Source organism: Flaviflagellibacter deserti (assembly GCF_042652085.1).
GTDB classification, from domain to species: domain Bacteria; phylum Pseudomonadota; class Alphaproteobacteria; order Rhizobiales; family Methylopilaceae; genus Flaviflagellibacter; species Flaviflagellibacter deserti.
In genome coordinates this window covers 25,667-40,000 of the sequence record NZ_JBHSJF010000002.1, presented here as the reverse complement: position 1 = coordinate 40,000, position 14,334 = coordinate 25,667, and the positions used below count along the sequence as shown (strand labels likewise).

The 14,334-nt window shown below is 65.3% G+C and carries 11 protein-coding genes (1 of these 11 running past the window's edge); 3 read left to right on the top strand and 8 right to left on the bottom strand.

Features of this window, described 5'->3' with window-relative positions; all coding sequences use genetic code 11:
- On the top strand, positions 1-1,740 hold the 3' portion of the coding sequence (locus ACFPFW_RS02320; RefSeq protein WP_114957278.1) for a peptidoglycan DD-metalloendopeptidase family protein. It extends 225 nt beyond the left edge of the window; only the last 1,740 of its 1,965 coding nucleotides appear in the window; its start codon lies beyond the left edge, outside the window; the stop codon is at positions 1,738-1,740.
- A gap of 147 nt (positions 1,741-1,887) precedes the next feature.
- On the opposite strand, the gene ACFPFW_RS02315 is transcribed toward ACFPFW_RS02320, so the two are convergent.
- Both ACFPFW_RS02315 and clpB read right to left on the bottom strand, forming a co-directional pair.
- Positions 1,888-2,292 (bottom strand): group III truncated hemoglobin, encoded by a 405-nt coding sequence (locus tag ACFPFW_RS02315; RefSeq protein ID WP_114957398.1) that lies wholly within the window; start codon positions 2,290-2,292, stop codon positions 1,888-1,890.
- A 168-nt stretch (positions 2,293-2,460) separates the two neighbouring features.
- A complete protein-coding gene (gene clpB, locus ACFPFW_RS02310; protein ID WP_114957277.1) occupies positions 2,461-5,091 on the bottom strand; it encodes an ATP-dependent chaperone ClpB in 2,631 nt (876 codons plus the stop codon).
- A gap of 199 nt (positions 5,092-5,290) precedes the next feature.
- Between clpB and ACFPFW_RS02305 the strand changes: the two genes are divergently transcribed.
- Positions 5,291-6,046 carry an MOSC domain-containing protein gene (locus ACFPFW_RS02305; RefSeq protein WP_114957276.1) on the top strand — a complete coding sequence of 252 codons (756 nt, stop codon included), beginning with the start codon at positions 5,291-5,293 and terminating at the stop codon, positions 6,044-6,046.
- On the opposite strand, the gene ACFPFW_RS02300 is transcribed toward ACFPFW_RS02305, so the two are convergent.
- The 6 genes from ACFPFW_RS02300 to ACFPFW_RS02275 all read right to left on the bottom strand — a co-directional run bounded on the left by ACFPFW_RS02300 (position 5,997) and on the right by ACFPFW_RS02275 (position 13,405).
- Positions 5,997-6,665: a hypothetical protein gene (locus tag ACFPFW_RS02300; protein ID WP_114957275.1), complete on the bottom strand. Its 669-nt coding sequence runs from the start codon at positions 6,663-6,665 to the stop codon at positions 5,997-5,999. The two genes, ACFPFW_RS02305 and ACFPFW_RS02300, sit on opposite strands and share 50 nt — an antisense overlap.
- A gap of 35 nt (positions 6,666-6,700) precedes the next feature.
- Positions 6,701-7,567 carry a DUF4167 domain-containing protein gene (locus ACFPFW_RS02295; protein WP_114957274.1) on the bottom strand — a complete coding sequence of 289 codons (867 nt, stop codon included), beginning with the start codon at positions 7,565-7,567 and terminating at the stop codon, positions 6,701-6,703.
- Between the two features lie 326 nt (positions 7,568-7,893).
- On the bottom strand, positions 7,894-8,736 hold the full coding sequence (gene prmC / locus ACFPFW_RS02290) for a peptide chain release factor N(5)-glutamine methyltransferase (protein WP_114957273.1): 843 nt from the start codon (positions 8,734-8,736) through the stop codon (positions 7,894-7,896).
- Positions 8,733-9,812, bottom strand: coding sequence for a peptide chain release factor 1 (gene prfA / locus ACFPFW_RS02285; protein WP_114957272.1), 1,080 nt, complete (start codon positions 9,810-9,812; stop codon positions 8,733-8,735). The genes prmC and prfA overlap by 4 nt, the downstream gene beginning before the upstream one ends.
- Positions 9,812-12,070, bottom strand: coding sequence for a phosphoenolpyruvate--protein phosphotransferase (gene ptsP / locus ACFPFW_RS02280; protein ID WP_114957271.1), 2,259 nt, complete (start codon positions 12,068-12,070; stop codon positions 9,812-9,814). Before ptsP ends, prfA begins: the two co-directional genes overlap by 1 nt.
- An 84-nt stretch (positions 12,071-12,154) precedes the next feature.
- Positions 12,155-13,405, bottom strand: a complete 1,251-nt coding sequence (locus ACFPFW_RS02275) for an aspartate kinase (protein WP_114957270.1) — start codon at positions 13,403-13,405, stop codon at positions 12,155-12,157.
- A 116-nt stretch (positions 13,406-13,521) separates the two neighbouring features.
- Here ACFPFW_RS02275 and ubiG point away from each other — a divergent pair, with 116 nt between their 5' ends.
- The gene (ubiG, locus tag ACFPFW_RS02270; RefSeq protein ID WP_114957397.1) at positions 13,522-14,262 is read left to right on the top strand and encodes a bifunctional 2-polyprenyl-6-hydroxyphenol methylase/3-demethylubiquinol 3-O-methyltransferase UbiG; all 741 of its coding nucleotides are present in this window, start codon (positions 13,522-13,524) and stop codon (positions 14,260-14,262) included.
- Positions 14,263-14,334 lie beyond the last annotated feature (72 nt).

The window sequence follows — 14,334 nt, the reverse complement described above, 5'->3', positions numbered from 1 at the left end:
CCCGAGGCCTTCGCCCGCTGGGATCCCTATAGCGCCCGCGCCCGCTCTTCGAACGAGAACCGCAAGTCGGACCGTATCTCGACAGCGAAAGCCACCGTCGACGAGGCGAAGCAGACCTTCCGCGTCTCGACGACGGTCAAATCGGGCGATCGCGAACTGGTTCGCACGAGGCCGGTCACCCGCGTCACCGCGAGTCTCATTCCCGCGGGCCTCAACGTCGATATCCCGGCCTTCAAGCCGCAGAACATCTTCGGAGACGACGATACGCCCGCGCCGGTCGCGGAAGCGGCACCCGCTCCCGACGGCGACATCTCCTATGTCGTCCAGAATCTCGCCGGCCTGAACATCAGCCCGGATCAGGGCCCGTCCGTTTCCATGGACGACGTGCTCGCGAGCGTCCGCGACACCGCCGCGATGAACGCCGTCCAGAGTTCGGACCTTTCCGGCTTTGGCGGAGCGCTGTCCTTCACCGGCGGCGGGTCGCCGGATATGCCTGCCTTCGCCGCGCAGAACATGACCGTCATTGCCAAGAAGGCGCCGCGTCCCGGCGCCGTGCCGGGCTCGACCGATGACGAACGCGTGGTCGTTGCCCGCGGTCAGGAGCGCCTCGACGACGTGCTCATCCGCCAGGGCGCGACGCCGGAAGAGGCCCGCCAGATCACCGAAGCCTTCGCCGCCGGCTCGGGCTACGGCACGCAGGCGCTGATGCCGGGCCAGACTGTCAGGATCCTGATGGCGCCGTTCGGCTCGCGGATGCAGCCGGTCCGGGTCATCCTCGCCTCCGGTTCGAACGAATCCATCGTCGCCGCGTCCGACACCGGCGGCTACGTCGCGGTCGCCGACGCTCCGGAGATCGCGGAGGAAGGCGAGGCGGTCGACGACAACGGCGTCGAAATCGCCCAGAGCGGCACCGGCTCGACGCTCAGCCTCTACCAAAGCCTCTACGGAACCGCGATCTCGAAGGGCGTGCCGAAGCAGGTGATCGAGGAACTGGTCCGCGTTTTCGGCTATGACGCCGACTTCCAGCGCAAGGTGCAGAACGGCGACAGCTTCGAGGTCGTCTTCGCCTCGGACGAGAGCGGCCAGGTCGATGGCACTCCGGAGGTCATCTACTCCTCGCTCATCTCGGGCGGCGAGACCCGTCGCTATTACCGCTACCAGCTGCCGGACGATGGCGGCTTCGACTATTTTGATGAGGACGGCCGGTCGGCTCGCAAATTCCTCGTCCGCAAGCCGGTCACCAACGCAGTCATGCGCTCGGGCTTCGGTCTGCGTCGCCACCCGATTCTCGGTTATTCGAAGATGCATACCGGCGTCGACTGGGCCGCCCCGCGCGGCACGCCGATCTACGCCGCCGGCAATGGCGTCATCGAGTACGCGAAGAAGTCCGGCGGCTACGGCAACCAGGTGAAGATCCAGCACGCCAATGGCTACGAGACCGCCTACGGCCACATGTCCGGCTTTGCCAAGGGAATCAAGGAAGGTACCCGCGTCCGCCAGGGGCAGCTCATCGGCTATGTCGGCTCGACCGGCCTCTCGACCGGCCCGCACTGCCATTACGAAGTCCTGGTCAACGGCCGCTTCGTGAACCCAATGCGCATCAAGGTGCCGCGCGGCAAGGAACTGGAGGGTCCGGCGCTGGCCGAGTTCCAGCGCGAGCGCGAGCGCATCGACGCCCTGGTCGGCCGCCCGGCGACCGCAGGCTCCGCCCAACTGACCCTCAACAAGGAAGGCGGCTAAGTTCCGCGTTTTCCGGGGCGGCGAAGCCGAACCCGGAATATCCCCCAAGCTCTCATAGGGTCGTCATGTTCCGGCTCGACCGGAACATCCATTCCAGAGCGTCAATGTGGATCTTCCGGTCCAGCCGGAGCATGACGGTAAGGGACGCTACGCCCTATTCACATGCCGCGGCCGCGCCAGCTCGCCCCGCTGCGTTGCCACGCCGAACTCGAAACTGTCCGCGATCTGCCGCGCCCGGTGAATGAAGGCGGGAGCCGCCTCGGCGGGCAGCACCTCCCGCGCGGTCGTCTCGAACAGATCGAGCCAGCGGTCGAAATGCTGTTCCCGGATCGGCAGCAAGAGATGCGCCCGCATCGGACGCCCCTGATAGCGGCCGGACCGCAGGGCGAGCGACGACCAGAAATCGCAGAGCGTCGCGAGGTGGTGATCCCAGTCCTCGACCTTCTCGTTGAACACGGGCCCGATCAGGTCGTCCTCGCGTACACGCCCGTAGAAGGTGTGCACGAGACGCCTGATATCGTCTTCGCCAATGCCGGGAACGGGTTCGATCATGATTGCCTCAATTTCCAATTCTTCCCTCTCCCGTGGGGAGGAGAAAGCGACTCGAACCGGAAGGTTCGAGCGGGGTGAGGGGTACGCCCTGTCGATAGGTTCCTGCCCCCTCACCCGGTTCGCGGTTGCCGCCGCGACTCGGCCTCCCCATCGGGAAAGGCAAACGCTTTACGCAGCCTCGCCGACCTCACGGTCGCCGATCCGCAGTCCGTTTGGCCCGGCGGTGACGCGTACCGTCGATCCGTCGTGGATCTCGCCGGCGAGAATCGCCTCCGCCAGTCCGTCCTGGACATTCTTCTGGATCACCCGCTTCAGCGGCCGCGCGCCGTATGCCGGCTCGTAGCCCTTCTCGGCCAGCCACGCCCGTGCGGACGGGTCGAGCTCAAGCGTGATCTTCCGATCGTCGAGCAGCTTCTGCAGGCGCCCGATCTGGATATCGACGATCGCGCCCATCTGCTCCCGCTTCAGGCGGTGGAAGACGACGATCTCGTCGATGCGGTTGATGAACTCCGGCCGGAAGTGAGCCCGGACGGCACCCATCACCATCTCATAGGCTTCCTTGTCGGAGACTACCTTGTCGCCCTCATGTCCCGGCACCGCAAAGCCCATGGGCTGACGCGGATCGGCCAGGAATTCGGAGCCGAGATTCGACGTCATCACGATCAGCGTGTTGCGGAAGTCGACCGTGCGTCCCTGCCCGTCCGTCAGACGTCCGTCGTCGAGCACCTGCAGGAGGACGTTGAAGACGTCCGGATGAGCCTTCTCGACCTCGTCGAACAGCACAACCTGATAGGGTCGCCGCCGTACGGCCTCGGTCAGCGCGCCGCCCTCATCATAGCCGACATAGCCCGGAGGCGCGCCGATGAGCCGGCTCACGGAGTGCTTCTCCATGTATTCCGACATGTCGAGGCGAACCATGGCGGTCTCGTCGTCGAACAAATAGTCGGCCAGCGCCTTAGTGAGCTCGGTCTTGCCGACACCGGTCGGGCCGAGGAACAGGAACGAGCCGATCGGCCGGTTCGGATCCTGTAGCCCGGCGCGGGCACGGCGGACCGCGGTCGAAACGGCCTTCACCGCCTCTTCCTGGCCGATGACGCGCTTGCCGATCGCCTCTTCCATCTTCAGAAGCTTCTGGCGCTCGCCTTCAAGCATCTTGTCGACGGGCACGCCGGTCCAGCGCGAGACCACGCTCGCGATCATGTCCGGCGTCACCGCGTCTTCCATCTGCGACTGCTGCTCGGCTTCTTCGGTCTCGGAGAGCTGCTTTTCCAGTTCCGGGATTACGGCGTAGGTCAGTTCGCCCGCACGCTGGTACTCGCCTTTGCGCTGGGCATTCGCGAGTTCGGTCCGTGCCTCGTCGAGCTTCTTCTTCAGCTCCGCGGCGAGACCGAGTTTCGCCTTCTCCGACTGCCAGCGCGCGGTGATCGCCGCCGACTTCTCTTCCAGTGTCGCGAGTTCCTTCTGCAGGCGCTGCAGCCGGTCCTTGGACGCCGTATCGGGTTCTTTCTTCAGTGCCTCCGCCTCGATCCTGAGGCGAAGGATCTCGCGATCGACCGAATCGAGCTCTTCAGGTTTCGAATCGACCTGCATGCGCAGACGCGACGATGCCTCGTCGACGAGGTCGATCGCCTTGTCGGGCAGGAAGCGGTCGGTGATGTAGCGGTTCGACAGCGTGGCGGCCGCGACCAGCGCGGAGTCCTGGATGCGGACGCGGTGATGCTGCTCGTACTTTTCCTTCAGGCCGCGCAGAATCGAGATCGTATCCTCGACCGTCGGCTCATCGACGAAGACAGCCTGGAAACGACGGGCAAGCGCCGCGTCCTTCTCGACGTATTTGCGATATTCATCGAGCGTGGTCGCGCCGACGCAATGAAGCTCGCCGCGCGCGAGCGCGGGCTTCAGCAGGTTCGACGCATCCATCGCGCCGTCGGTCTTCCCGGCGCCGACGAGCGTGTGCATCTCGTCGATGAACAGGATGATGCTGCCGGCGGCCGACTCGACCTCGCCCAGGACGCTCTTCAGGCGCTCCTCGAACTCGCCGCGATATTTCGCGCCAGCGATCAGCGAGCCCATGTCGAGCGCCAGCAGCTGCTTGTCCTTCAGACTCTCCGGCACGTCGCCGTTGACGATGCGCTGGGCGAGGCCCTCGACGATCGCGGTCTTGCCGACGCCGGGCTCTCCGATCAGGACGGGATTGTTCTTGGTGCGCCGCGCCAGGACCTGGATCGTGCGGCGAATCTCCTCGTCGCGGCCGATGACGGGGTCGATCTTGCCATCGCGGGCGGCTTGGGTCAGATCGCGGGAATAGCGCTTGAGCGCGTCATACGCGTTCTCGGCCGTCGCCGAATCGGCGGTGCGTCCCTTGCGCAGCTCCTCGATCGCGGCATTGAGGTTCTGCGGCGTCACGCCGGCCTTGGCCAATGCCTTGCCGGCTTCCGAGCCCTTCTCGACAGCGAGAGCGAGCAGGAGCCGCTCGACGGTGACGAACTGGTCGCCGGCCTTCTCGGCGGCGGATTCCGCCGACTGGAAGACGCGCGCGGTCGACGGCGACAGATAAATCTGACCCGAACCACCCTCGACCTTCGGCACTTTCTTGAGCGCCGCTTCTGTCTCCGCCAACGCCTCACGCGAACGGCCTCCGGCGCGGTCGATCAGACCGGCGGCCAGTCCTTCGGAGTCGTCGAGAAGAACCTTGAGAATGTGCTCGGGGAGGAATTGCTGGTGGTTCTCGCGGAGAGCGAGTCCCTGGGCGGATTGCAGGAAGCCGCGCACCCGCTCGGTGTATTTTTCAACGTTCATTTAGTTCTCCCTCCCGCCACCGTCTTTCCCGAAGCCCGGCAGCGTCGCATGGATCCCGATCACGAACCTTGCGGCCCCGCGATCTTCGGCGCCTCGAAAGGCCGCCGTTGTTGCCGAAGGTAGTGTTGCCGTTCAGCCACACAAGGGTTGCCCGCCACCACTTCGGATGATTTTGTGTCCCCGAAACAGGAAGGCCAGCATGCACGTCGAGGAAATCTACCGCTATCCGGTGAAGGGGCTATCACCAGACCCATTGCAAAGCGTCGACGTTTTGCCGGGTGAAACTCTGCCCGCAGATCGCAAATACGCGGTCGAGAATGGTCCCTCCGGATTCGAGCCCGATGCACCGTCGTGGTTTCCGAAGATCAAGTTCCTCTGCTGGATGAAGAACCCGAAGCTCGCCCGGCTTCACGCCAGCTTCGACGAAACGGCCGGCACGGTGACGATCTCGGGCGGAAACGGCACGATCACGGCCGATCTCGACGAGGAAGCGGGCCGCGTCGCGATCGAGACCTATCTCGCCGACTACATGGCCGAGGAGCAGCGTGGTCCGCTGAAGGTACTGTCGACGCCCGGGCACAGCTTCTCGGACGTCCCGAACCGGGTGATCTCCTTCATCAATCTCGAAAGCGCCGCCGATCTCGGCCGTATCCTCGGAACCGAGGTCGACCCCATCCGCTTTCGCGGCAACGTCCATCTGTCGGGGCTTCGGGCGTGGGAGGAAGCGACCTGGGTCGGTCGTACGTTCCAGGTCGGTGATCAGGCGACCTTCACGGTCCGGAAGACGATCCAGCGCTGCTTGGCTACCCATGTCGATCCGGCGCGCGGCGTCCGCGATCTCGACATCATGGGAACGATCCGCGCCAATCGCGGCGACATGGATTGCGGCATTTATGCCGAGGTGGTCACCGCGGGAACGATGAAGGCTGGAGATGTGGTCCGGCTTCTCGACTGACCAGGCCGAGATCCTTCTCGATCTGGTCGCGGTGCTGATCGAGATAGGCGAAGGAACTCGCCTGCAGCGCGGCCTCGTCCTTCTCGATGGCCGCGATCGCCGCCTCGGCATCCACGGTTTCCGGCAGTTGAGGGACGCGTCGGTCCCCGGCGTAGAAATACAATTCCCTCCGCGCCGCCAGATATCCCGCCAGCCTCAGCCGGGTCTGGGAATCGGTGATGCCGTAGCCGTCCTTCAGCCAGAACGCCCCGGCGACTCCGTAGATGTTGTTACGCATGTCCTTATAGGACTCGGACTGGATGTCCGGCTCATGCGCGATATAGGCCTCGCCCCGCTCGTTCCATTCGCCAAGGTCGAGCGCGAGTCGGCGGCTCGTCTCGTCGGAGAAGATGAGGTTCAGGCGCGTATAGGTCTCCGACGCCGCGAAAGCATGCTTGATCGCGTTGGACCCACCCCACATCCGCCGTTCGCGAGCCTCGATCCGCGCGAAATGCGCGAAGGCCCGGTAGGTGACGACGAGCGTCGCGACCGGTGCCGCGAAGATCGCAAGGATGACTGCGAGTTTGATGAGCCTGCGAAGCACCGGCCGCTCTTGGACGTGAAAAAGGCGCGGCATCATCTGCCGCGCCTTCTAACTGATTGGTTATCCGGCGATCACTCGCCGGGAGCGACCTCGGGTTCCGCCGCCGGCGCTTCGCCCTGCTCGGCGCCGCCGCGGCCATAGCGGCCGTAACGGCGACGGCGACGGCCGTAGCCCTCACCGCTCTGCTCGTCGGCCGGCGCACCGCTTTCCTCGACCTGATCGGTCTGGTCGGCCTGCGCCGCTACGGGGGCCACCGGCTGGCCGCCGGTGATGAAGGCCGGCAGAGCAGCGCCGGTCTCCTCGCCGTTGGCCGGCTGGCGCTGGTCGAAGTCGCGGCGCGGACGCTCGCGACGGCGTCCGCCTTCGCGGAACTCCCCGCGCGGCTGGCCACCCTCGCGGTTCTGACCGGCCTCGCGGTTCTGGCCACCTTCGCGATTGTCGTCGCCGCGCGGCTCACGCTGTTCGCGATAATTGTTGTTCTCGCGGCCCTCGCGGTTGCCGTTCTCACGGCCTTCGCGTGGCTGGTTCTGCCCGTTGGCGTAGGGCTGCGGCGCGTTGACCGGCATCGGCTGATACCCGTTCTGGCCGCCCTCGCCGCCGTCGCCACCCTCTTCGCCCTCGTAATCCTCATCGCGCGACTCGTCGTCGGCACGGACGAAGCCGGGATGCGTCTGGAACTGCGGCTGGGCCGCGGCGAGGATGCGATAATAGTGCTCGGCGTGCTGGAGATAGTTCTCCGCGGCGACGGGATCCCCGGACGACTGCGCGTCACGGGCGAGCTGTACGTATTTGTCGGCGATATGTGCGGCGGTGCCGCGGATCTTCACGTCCGGTCCGTTGGACTCGTAGCTCCTGGAGAGCGGATTCGGACCCTTGCGGTTGTTGTTGTTGTTACGACCGCGCATACGCTTCTGCTGATGCTGCTGACCTGGCCTCATGGCGTCTCAAATCTTTGCTGTAAGCGTGCCCCAACAATCCGGTGGCCTTGAGTGGCAGCCGACGGCCGCCCTCGGGCGGCACGTGACGACCCACTAAAAGTCGCCGGAATTCATGTTAGATTCGCAGGCCCCTTTGCGAACCTCTGCCGCTCATCCCGCTTCGAAGCCACATAGGCTCTGACGATCAACGATGTGCGACATGTGTCTAGAACCGTGCCCGGCTTCCCGGGTAGTCACGCAGCCGGCGGATCGTTCGCTCTGGCACGTCATCGGTTCTCTATTGGGATTGAACCTAAACCCTCATTCCCTGATTTCCAAGTAGGTATTTATCGGAGCGCCGCAAGGGCCCGCGGTATCCCGGCCAAATCGGGCGCCGCCTTTTCCGGTTTCAGCCCCGCCTCGCGCATGATCGACGCGACGTCCTTCTCCTGCCCCTCGCCGAGTTCGACGATGACGACGCCGCCCTCCGGGAGAAGCCTCGCCGATTCCTCGGCGACACGGCGGTAGGCATGGAGTCCGTCGCTGCCGCCATCCAGCGCCAGGTGCGGATCATGTACCGACACCTCAACGTCGAGATCGGCGATTTTCCCTCTGGCGATGTAAGGGGGATTGGACACGATCAGATCGAAACGCCCGTCGAGCGAAGAGGCCCAGTCGCCGACCACGAACCGCGCCCGACCATTCATGCCGAGCCGCTCCGCGTTCTTTCGCGCGACTGCCGTCGCGCGCTCGGACTTGTCGACTCCGACACCCGCCGCTTCCGGGAATTCGCTCAGCACCGAGATCAGGATGCAGCCGGTACCCGTGCCGAGATCGAGAACCCTCTTGGGTGGGGCGCGACGGAATGCCGCGAGCGCGGATTCGACCAGAATCTCGGTGTCGGGCCTCGGCACGAGGGTCTCCGGCCCGAGATCGAATCGCATTCCCCAGAACTCGCGATGTCCGATAATCCGCGCCACGGGCTCGCCGCGTACGCGACGCGCCACCATGCAATTGAATGCCACCACACCTTCCGGCGAGGCCGGGTCGTCGAGTTTCGTGATGACGTCGGTATCGCTGAGCTTCAGCGCTTCCTTCAGGAGAACGCGCGCGTCCAGTTCGGGCGTGTCCCTGCGCGCCATGCGGAGCCGTTCGACGGCATCGGCAAGGACATCGCGCCGGGTTCTCATCCCGCTTCCTCCGCGGCCAGCAGCCGTGCCTGATGTTCGGCCACGAGTGCATCGACCACCTGGCCGAGTCCCGTGCCTTCGATGATCTCGGGCAGATTGTAGAGCGTCAGCCCGATCCGGTGATCGGTGATCCGACCTTGAGGGAAATTATAGGTCCGGATTCGTTCGGAGCGATCCCCCGACCCTACTTGGCCCTTGCGGTCGGCCGCCCGGGCCGAATCGAGCGCCTCTCGCTGCTGGTCGAACAGCCGGGCGCGCAGCATCGACATCGCGCGCGCCTTGTTCTTGTGCTGGGAGCGCTCGTCCTGCACCGCGACTACGACGCCCGACGGGATATGGGTGATGCGGACGGCCGATTCCGTCTTGTTGACGTGCTGGCCACCGGCCCCCTGCGCCCGGTAGACGTCGATCCGAAGATCCGCGTCACGGATATCGATATCGACCTCTTCAGCCTCCGGCAGCACCGCCACGGTCGCCGCGGAGGTGTGGATGCGCCCCTGCGTCTCGGTCGAGGGCACGCGCTGGACGCGGTGCACGCCCGATTCGAATTTCAGCTTGGCGTAGACGCCCCTGCCCGAAACCGAGCCGATGATTTCCTTGAAGCCGCCGGCCGTGCCTTCGCTCGCCGACAGTACCTCGACCGTCCAGCCCTGCCCCTGCGCGTAGCGCTCGTACATCCGGAACAGATCGCCCGCGAACAGAGCCGCCTCGTCGCCACCCGTGCCCGCGCGCACTTCGAGGATGATGCCGCGTTCGTCCGCCGCGTCCTTCGGCAGCAGCAGCAGGCGGAGGTTCTGCTCGGCCTCTTCGAGCTTGCCGACCAGTTCGTCATATTCGGCACGCGCCAGATCGCGCATCTCGGAATCGGTCGCCGAATCCTCCGACATCGTGCGGAGATCGTTCACCTCGCTCCGCATCTTCCGCCAATCGAGAACGGCCTCGACGATCGGTTCGAGTTCGGATCGCTCGCGGGATAGGCCGATCAAGGTCGCGCCGTCGGGATTGCCGTGCGCCATCTCCGCCTCGATCGAATCGAAGCGCCGGACCAGTGCATCTAGCTTGTCGAGTGGCAGCATCAATTCTGATCGGCGGCCTTGGCCATTTCGGCCAGCCGCGCGCGCGCCGGCTTTGAGCCTTCCATCATCGCGGCGACCGTCTCCTCGATTTCGGCGAGGGTCGACTGCCGCAGCATCGCCTTCAGCGCGCCGATGGAGGAGGATGACACCGAAAGTGCCCGATAGCCGAGCCCGACCAGAGCCAAGGCGCCCGTCGGCCGCGATGCAAGCTCGCCGCACACCGTCACCGGCTTGTCGGCCTTGATCGCGGCGTCCGCGACCGTCTTGAACACCCGCAGCATCGACGTGCCGAGCGGGTCGAAGCGATCGGCGACGCGGGAATTGCCTCGATCAGCTGCGTACATGAACTGGATCAAGTCGTTGGAGCCGATCGAAATGAAATCGACCTTCGACAGCAATTCCTCGAGCTCGAAGAGAAGCGACGGCACTTCCACCATGGCGCCGAGCAGCATCCGCTCGGGAAGCTGGTGTCCCCATTTGCGCAGATGCGTCAGCTCCTTTTCGACGATGTCCTTGGCGTCGTCGTATTCGTGCACGGCCGAGATCATCGGGAACATCAGCCGAAGCTCGCGTCCGGCTGCGGCGCGCGCCATTGCGCGGACCTGCGAGCGAAGGAGACCCGGCCGGTCGAGACCGAAACGGATCGCGCGCCAGCCGAGAGCCGGGTTCTCTTCGTCGATGGTGCGCATATACGGCAGCACCTTGTCGCCGCCGACATCGAGGGTCCGGAACACGACCGGCTTGTCGCCGGCCGCATCGAGCACCGCCGAATAGAGCGCCTCCTGCTCGCCTGCACGCGGCAGGCTCGGCGCCACCATGAACTGAAGCTCGGTGCGGAACAGTCCGATGCCGGCCGCGCCAGTCTCTGCCACATAGGGCAGGTCGACGAGCAGGCCGCCATTCATCATCAGCTTGACCGGAGTGCCGTCCCTGGTCTCCGACGGCTCGTCGCGAAGGGCGAGATACTGCGCCTGGCGTCGTGCCCGAAGCCGGACCTTGTCCGCATATGATTTCTCGACGTCCTGCGGCGGACGGACATGGACGTCACCCGTACTGCCGTCGACGATCATCGGATCGCCCGCCTCGACGAGGCTGGCGATATTCGGAATCTGGCTGACGGTCGCGATGCCAAGCGCGCGGGCGACGATGGTGACGTGGCTCGTCGGCCCGGCTTCCTCGATGACGAGGCCGCGCAGGCGCGAGCGGTCGTAATCGAGCAGCGCCGCGGGAGCCATCGTCCGCGCCACAAGGATCGCGTTCTCGGGCATCGTCCCAGCCGCGGGGCCCGACTCGCGCCCGGTCAGGACGCGCAGAAGCCGGTTTGCGAGATCATCGAGATCGTGCAGCCGCTCTCGGATATAGGGATCGGTCGCCCGCAGCATCCGGGCGCGCGTATCCGACTGGACGCGCTCGACTGCGGCCTCGGCGGTCAGGCCCTGCAGCACCGCCTCGCGCATGCGCCGCGCCCAGCCGCGATCGTTCGCGAACATGCGGAAAGCCTCGAGCACCTCGCGATGCTCCCCGGCGGGCGCGACATGATCTTCAGACAGAAGCTGGTCCAGCGAAACGCGGAGCTTTTCTACCGCCTCATCCAGCCGATCGGCCTCCTTGGCCGGATCCTCGGCGATGAGATTCTCGGTCGCCATGGTGCGGGGCTCGTGCAGAACCACATGACCAAGGCCTATTCCATCGGCAAGAGGCGTACCGGTTGCGTTCAACGGGCGGCGAACAGCCGGCTCGGCACCTGGCCTGGCAATGGCGGACAGTTCGCCCGACGCAATCATCTCGGCCAGTACCATGGCCGTCGTCTGGAGGGCTTCAACCTCCTCGTCCGAATAGGTGCGATGCGCCTTGTTCTGTACGACGAGCACGCCGAGCGTATTGCCCGCGCGCAGGATCGGAACGCCCAGGAACGAATGATAGATCTCTTCGCCCGTCTCCGGTTTGTAGGAGAAGGCCGGATGCGACTGCGCGTCGGACAGGTTGATCGCGTCTGCCTGGCGCGCCACGAGGCCGACGAGGCCTTCGCCGCGCGCCATAGTCGTCTGGTGGACGGCTTCCGGGTTCAGGCCTTCGGTGGCGTAGAGTTCGAGCTCGCCATCGACGCGCAGGACATAGGTCGAGCACACCTCCGCCACCATGTTGGCAGCGATGAGGACGACGATTCTGTCCAGCTTTTCCTGGGCGGTGACGGGCTCCGCCATGACCTCGCGGAGGCGACGCAGGAGCACGCGCGGGCCGCCGTACGCGCCTCGCATGGTCGGTTCTCTCCGGGTCGAAGCGGGTGTCGCTTCAGCACTCATGGCGGGAGAATGGGGTTTCCTGCCGCGTTCCGCCAGCCGTCAGACCTGATCCAAGCCGTATACTGAATGGAGAGTCCGGACGGCAAGCTCGGTATAGGCGTCGTCTATCAGAACGGAGATCTTGATCTCCGACGTCGCGATCAGGCGGATGTTGATGCCGCGCTCGGCGAGAGCCGCAAACGCCTTGGCCGCGACGCCCGCATGGCTGCGCATGCCGATGCCGACGACCGACACCTTCACCACGTCCTTGGCGCCGTCGAGCTTGGTGTAGCCGATCTTCTTCTCGAGAGACTTCAGGAGGGCCATCGCGTGATCGTAATCGGCGACCGGCACCGTAAAGGTCAGGTCCGTCGTGCCATCGTCGGAGATGTTCTGGACGATCATGTCGACGTTGATGTTGGCCTCAGCGAGCGGGCCAAACAGGCTGGCGGCGACGCCCGGCTTGTCCTGCACCCCGCGCAGGGTGACCTGCGCCTCATCCTTCGAATAGGCGATGCCGGTGACGACCTGCTGTTCCACGATCTCGTCCTCGTCGCAAATAAGGGTGCCTGGCGGAAGATTGCCGACGCCGACCTGGGGTGCGTCGGGCGCGTCGAAGGACGAACGCACGAACACCCGGACATTATGAACCATGGCGAGCTCGACCGAGCGCACCTGAAGGACTTTGGCGCCGAGTGACGCCATCTCGAGCATCTCCTCGAACGCCACGCGGTCGAGGCGCCTGGCTTTGGGCACGATGCGCGGATCGGTCGTGTAGACGCCGTCCACATCGGTATAGATGTCGCAGCGATCCGCGTGGACGCCGGCCGCCACCGCGACAGCGCTGGTGTCCGAGCCGCCACGGCCGAGCGTCGAGATACGGCCGTCCGGCGAAACGCCCTGGAAGCCGGCGATGACAGCAACTTGGCCCTTTTTCATGCCGGCGACGATTTGCTCGCCCTCGACCTCGGCGATGCGCGCCGAGCCGTGCGTCGAATCGGTTTTCAACGCGATCTGCCAGCCCTGATAGGAGCGGGCATCGATACCGAGATTGTGGAGCGCAATGGCGAGGAGACCCGAGGTGACCTGCTCGCCCGAAGCCACGACCGCGTCGTATTCGCGATGGTCGTAGCTTGGCATCGCTTCCCGGCACCAGGCGACGAGCTGGTTGGTCACGCCCGACATCGCGGAGACGACGACGGCGACCTCATGGCCCGCGTCGACCTCACGCTTCACATGGCGCGCAACGTTCTGGATGCGCTCGATATTGGCGACAGATGTGCCGCCGAACTTCATGACGATGCGGGCCATCGGGGTCCGGCAAGGGTTCGGATGGATGCGGCGCCGCTGGCCCCGCTCTGGAAAACGCGCGTATACATGCCGGGCAGAGCGAGGGCAATTCCCCGCGCATGGGATGTGACGGCGAGATGAATAGCGGAACCGTAGGGTCGGTGGACAGCGAGGAAGTGGCGCGCTTCGCCGCCACCGCCGAGGAATGGTGGAATCCGCGCGGACCGTATGCCCCTCTGCACAGGCTGAATCCCGCTCGCTTGACCTATGTCCGCGACCGCCTCTGCGAGCATTTCGGCCGCGACCCGAAAAATATCCGCAGCCTGAAGGGCCTCAGAATCCTCGATGTCGGCTGCGGCGGCGGCATTCTGTCCGAGCCCCTCACCCGCCTCGGCGCCAAGGTCACTGGCATCGAGCCGGCCGAGGAAAGCATCGAGATCGCGAGGACCCATGCCAAGGAGAGCGGGCTCAAGATCGACTACCGCCCGACGACCGCCGAGAAGGTGCTTGCCGCCGATGAAACGTTCGACGTCGTCATCGCTTCCGAGGTCATCGAGCACGTCGCCGACCCGGCGGGCTTCGTCCGCACATTATCGGCGCTGGCCAAGCCGGGCGGCCTCGTCCTGTTCTCGACGCTGAATCGGACGCTGAAAAGCTACGCGCTCGCGATCGTCGGCGCGGAATACATTCTGCGCTGGGTGCCGCCGAAGACCCATGACTGGCAGAAATTCGTGACGCCCGGCGAACTCCGCCGCTTCGTCCGCTCGGCCGGGCTCAATGTCAGCGATGTCTCGGGGATGATCTACGATCCTCTGCGCGGCGAATGGCGTCTCGGCCCGGACACCGACGTCAATTACTGGCTGACGGCTGTGAAGTGACGTGCCCCCTCTCCCGTTCACGGGAGAGGACGACTCGAAGCCAGGAGGCTTCGAGCGGGTGAGGGAAAAGGC

Bases quoted from the DNA above. Each gene is read 5' to 3' on its own strand.
- ACFPFW_RS02315 (WP_114957398.1), bottom strand. From the start codon at position 2,292: ATGATCGAACCCGTTCCCGGCATTGGCGAAGACGATATCAGGCGTCTC.
- clpB (WP_114957277.1), bottom strand. From the start codon at position 5,091: ATGAACGTTGAAAAATACACCGAGCGGGTGCGCGGCTTCCTGCAATCC.
- ACFPFW_RS02305 (WP_114957276.1), top strand. From the start codon at position 5,291: ATGCACGTCGAGGAAATCTACCGCTATCCGGTGAAGGGGCTATCACCA.
- ACFPFW_RS02300 (WP_114957275.1), bottom strand. From the start codon at position 6,665: ATGATGCCGCGCCTTTTTCACGTCCAAGAGCGGCCGGTGCTTCGCAGG.
- ACFPFW_RS02295 (WP_114957274.1), bottom strand. From the start codon at position 7,567: ATGAGGCCAGGTCAGCAGCATCAGCAGAAGCGTATGCGCGGTCGTAAC.
- prmC (WP_114957273.1), bottom strand. From the start codon at position 8,736: ATGAGAACCCGGCGCGATGTCCTTGCCGATGCCGTCGAACGGCTCCGC.
- prfA (WP_114957272.1), bottom strand. From the start codon at position 9,812: ATGCTGCCACTCGACAAGCTAGATGCACTGGTCCGGCGCTTCGATTCG.
- ptsP (WP_114957271.1), bottom strand. From the start codon at position 12,070: ATGCGAGGCGCGTACGGCGGCCCGCGCGTGCTCCTGCGTCGCCTCCGC.
- ACFPFW_RS02275 (WP_114957270.1), bottom strand. From the start codon at position 13,405: ATGGCCCGCATCGTCATGAAGTTCGGCGGCACATCTGTCGCCAATATC.
- ubiG (WP_114957397.1), top strand. From the start codon at position 13,522: ATGAATAGCGGAACCGTAGGGTCGGTGGACAGCGAGGAAGTGGCGCGC.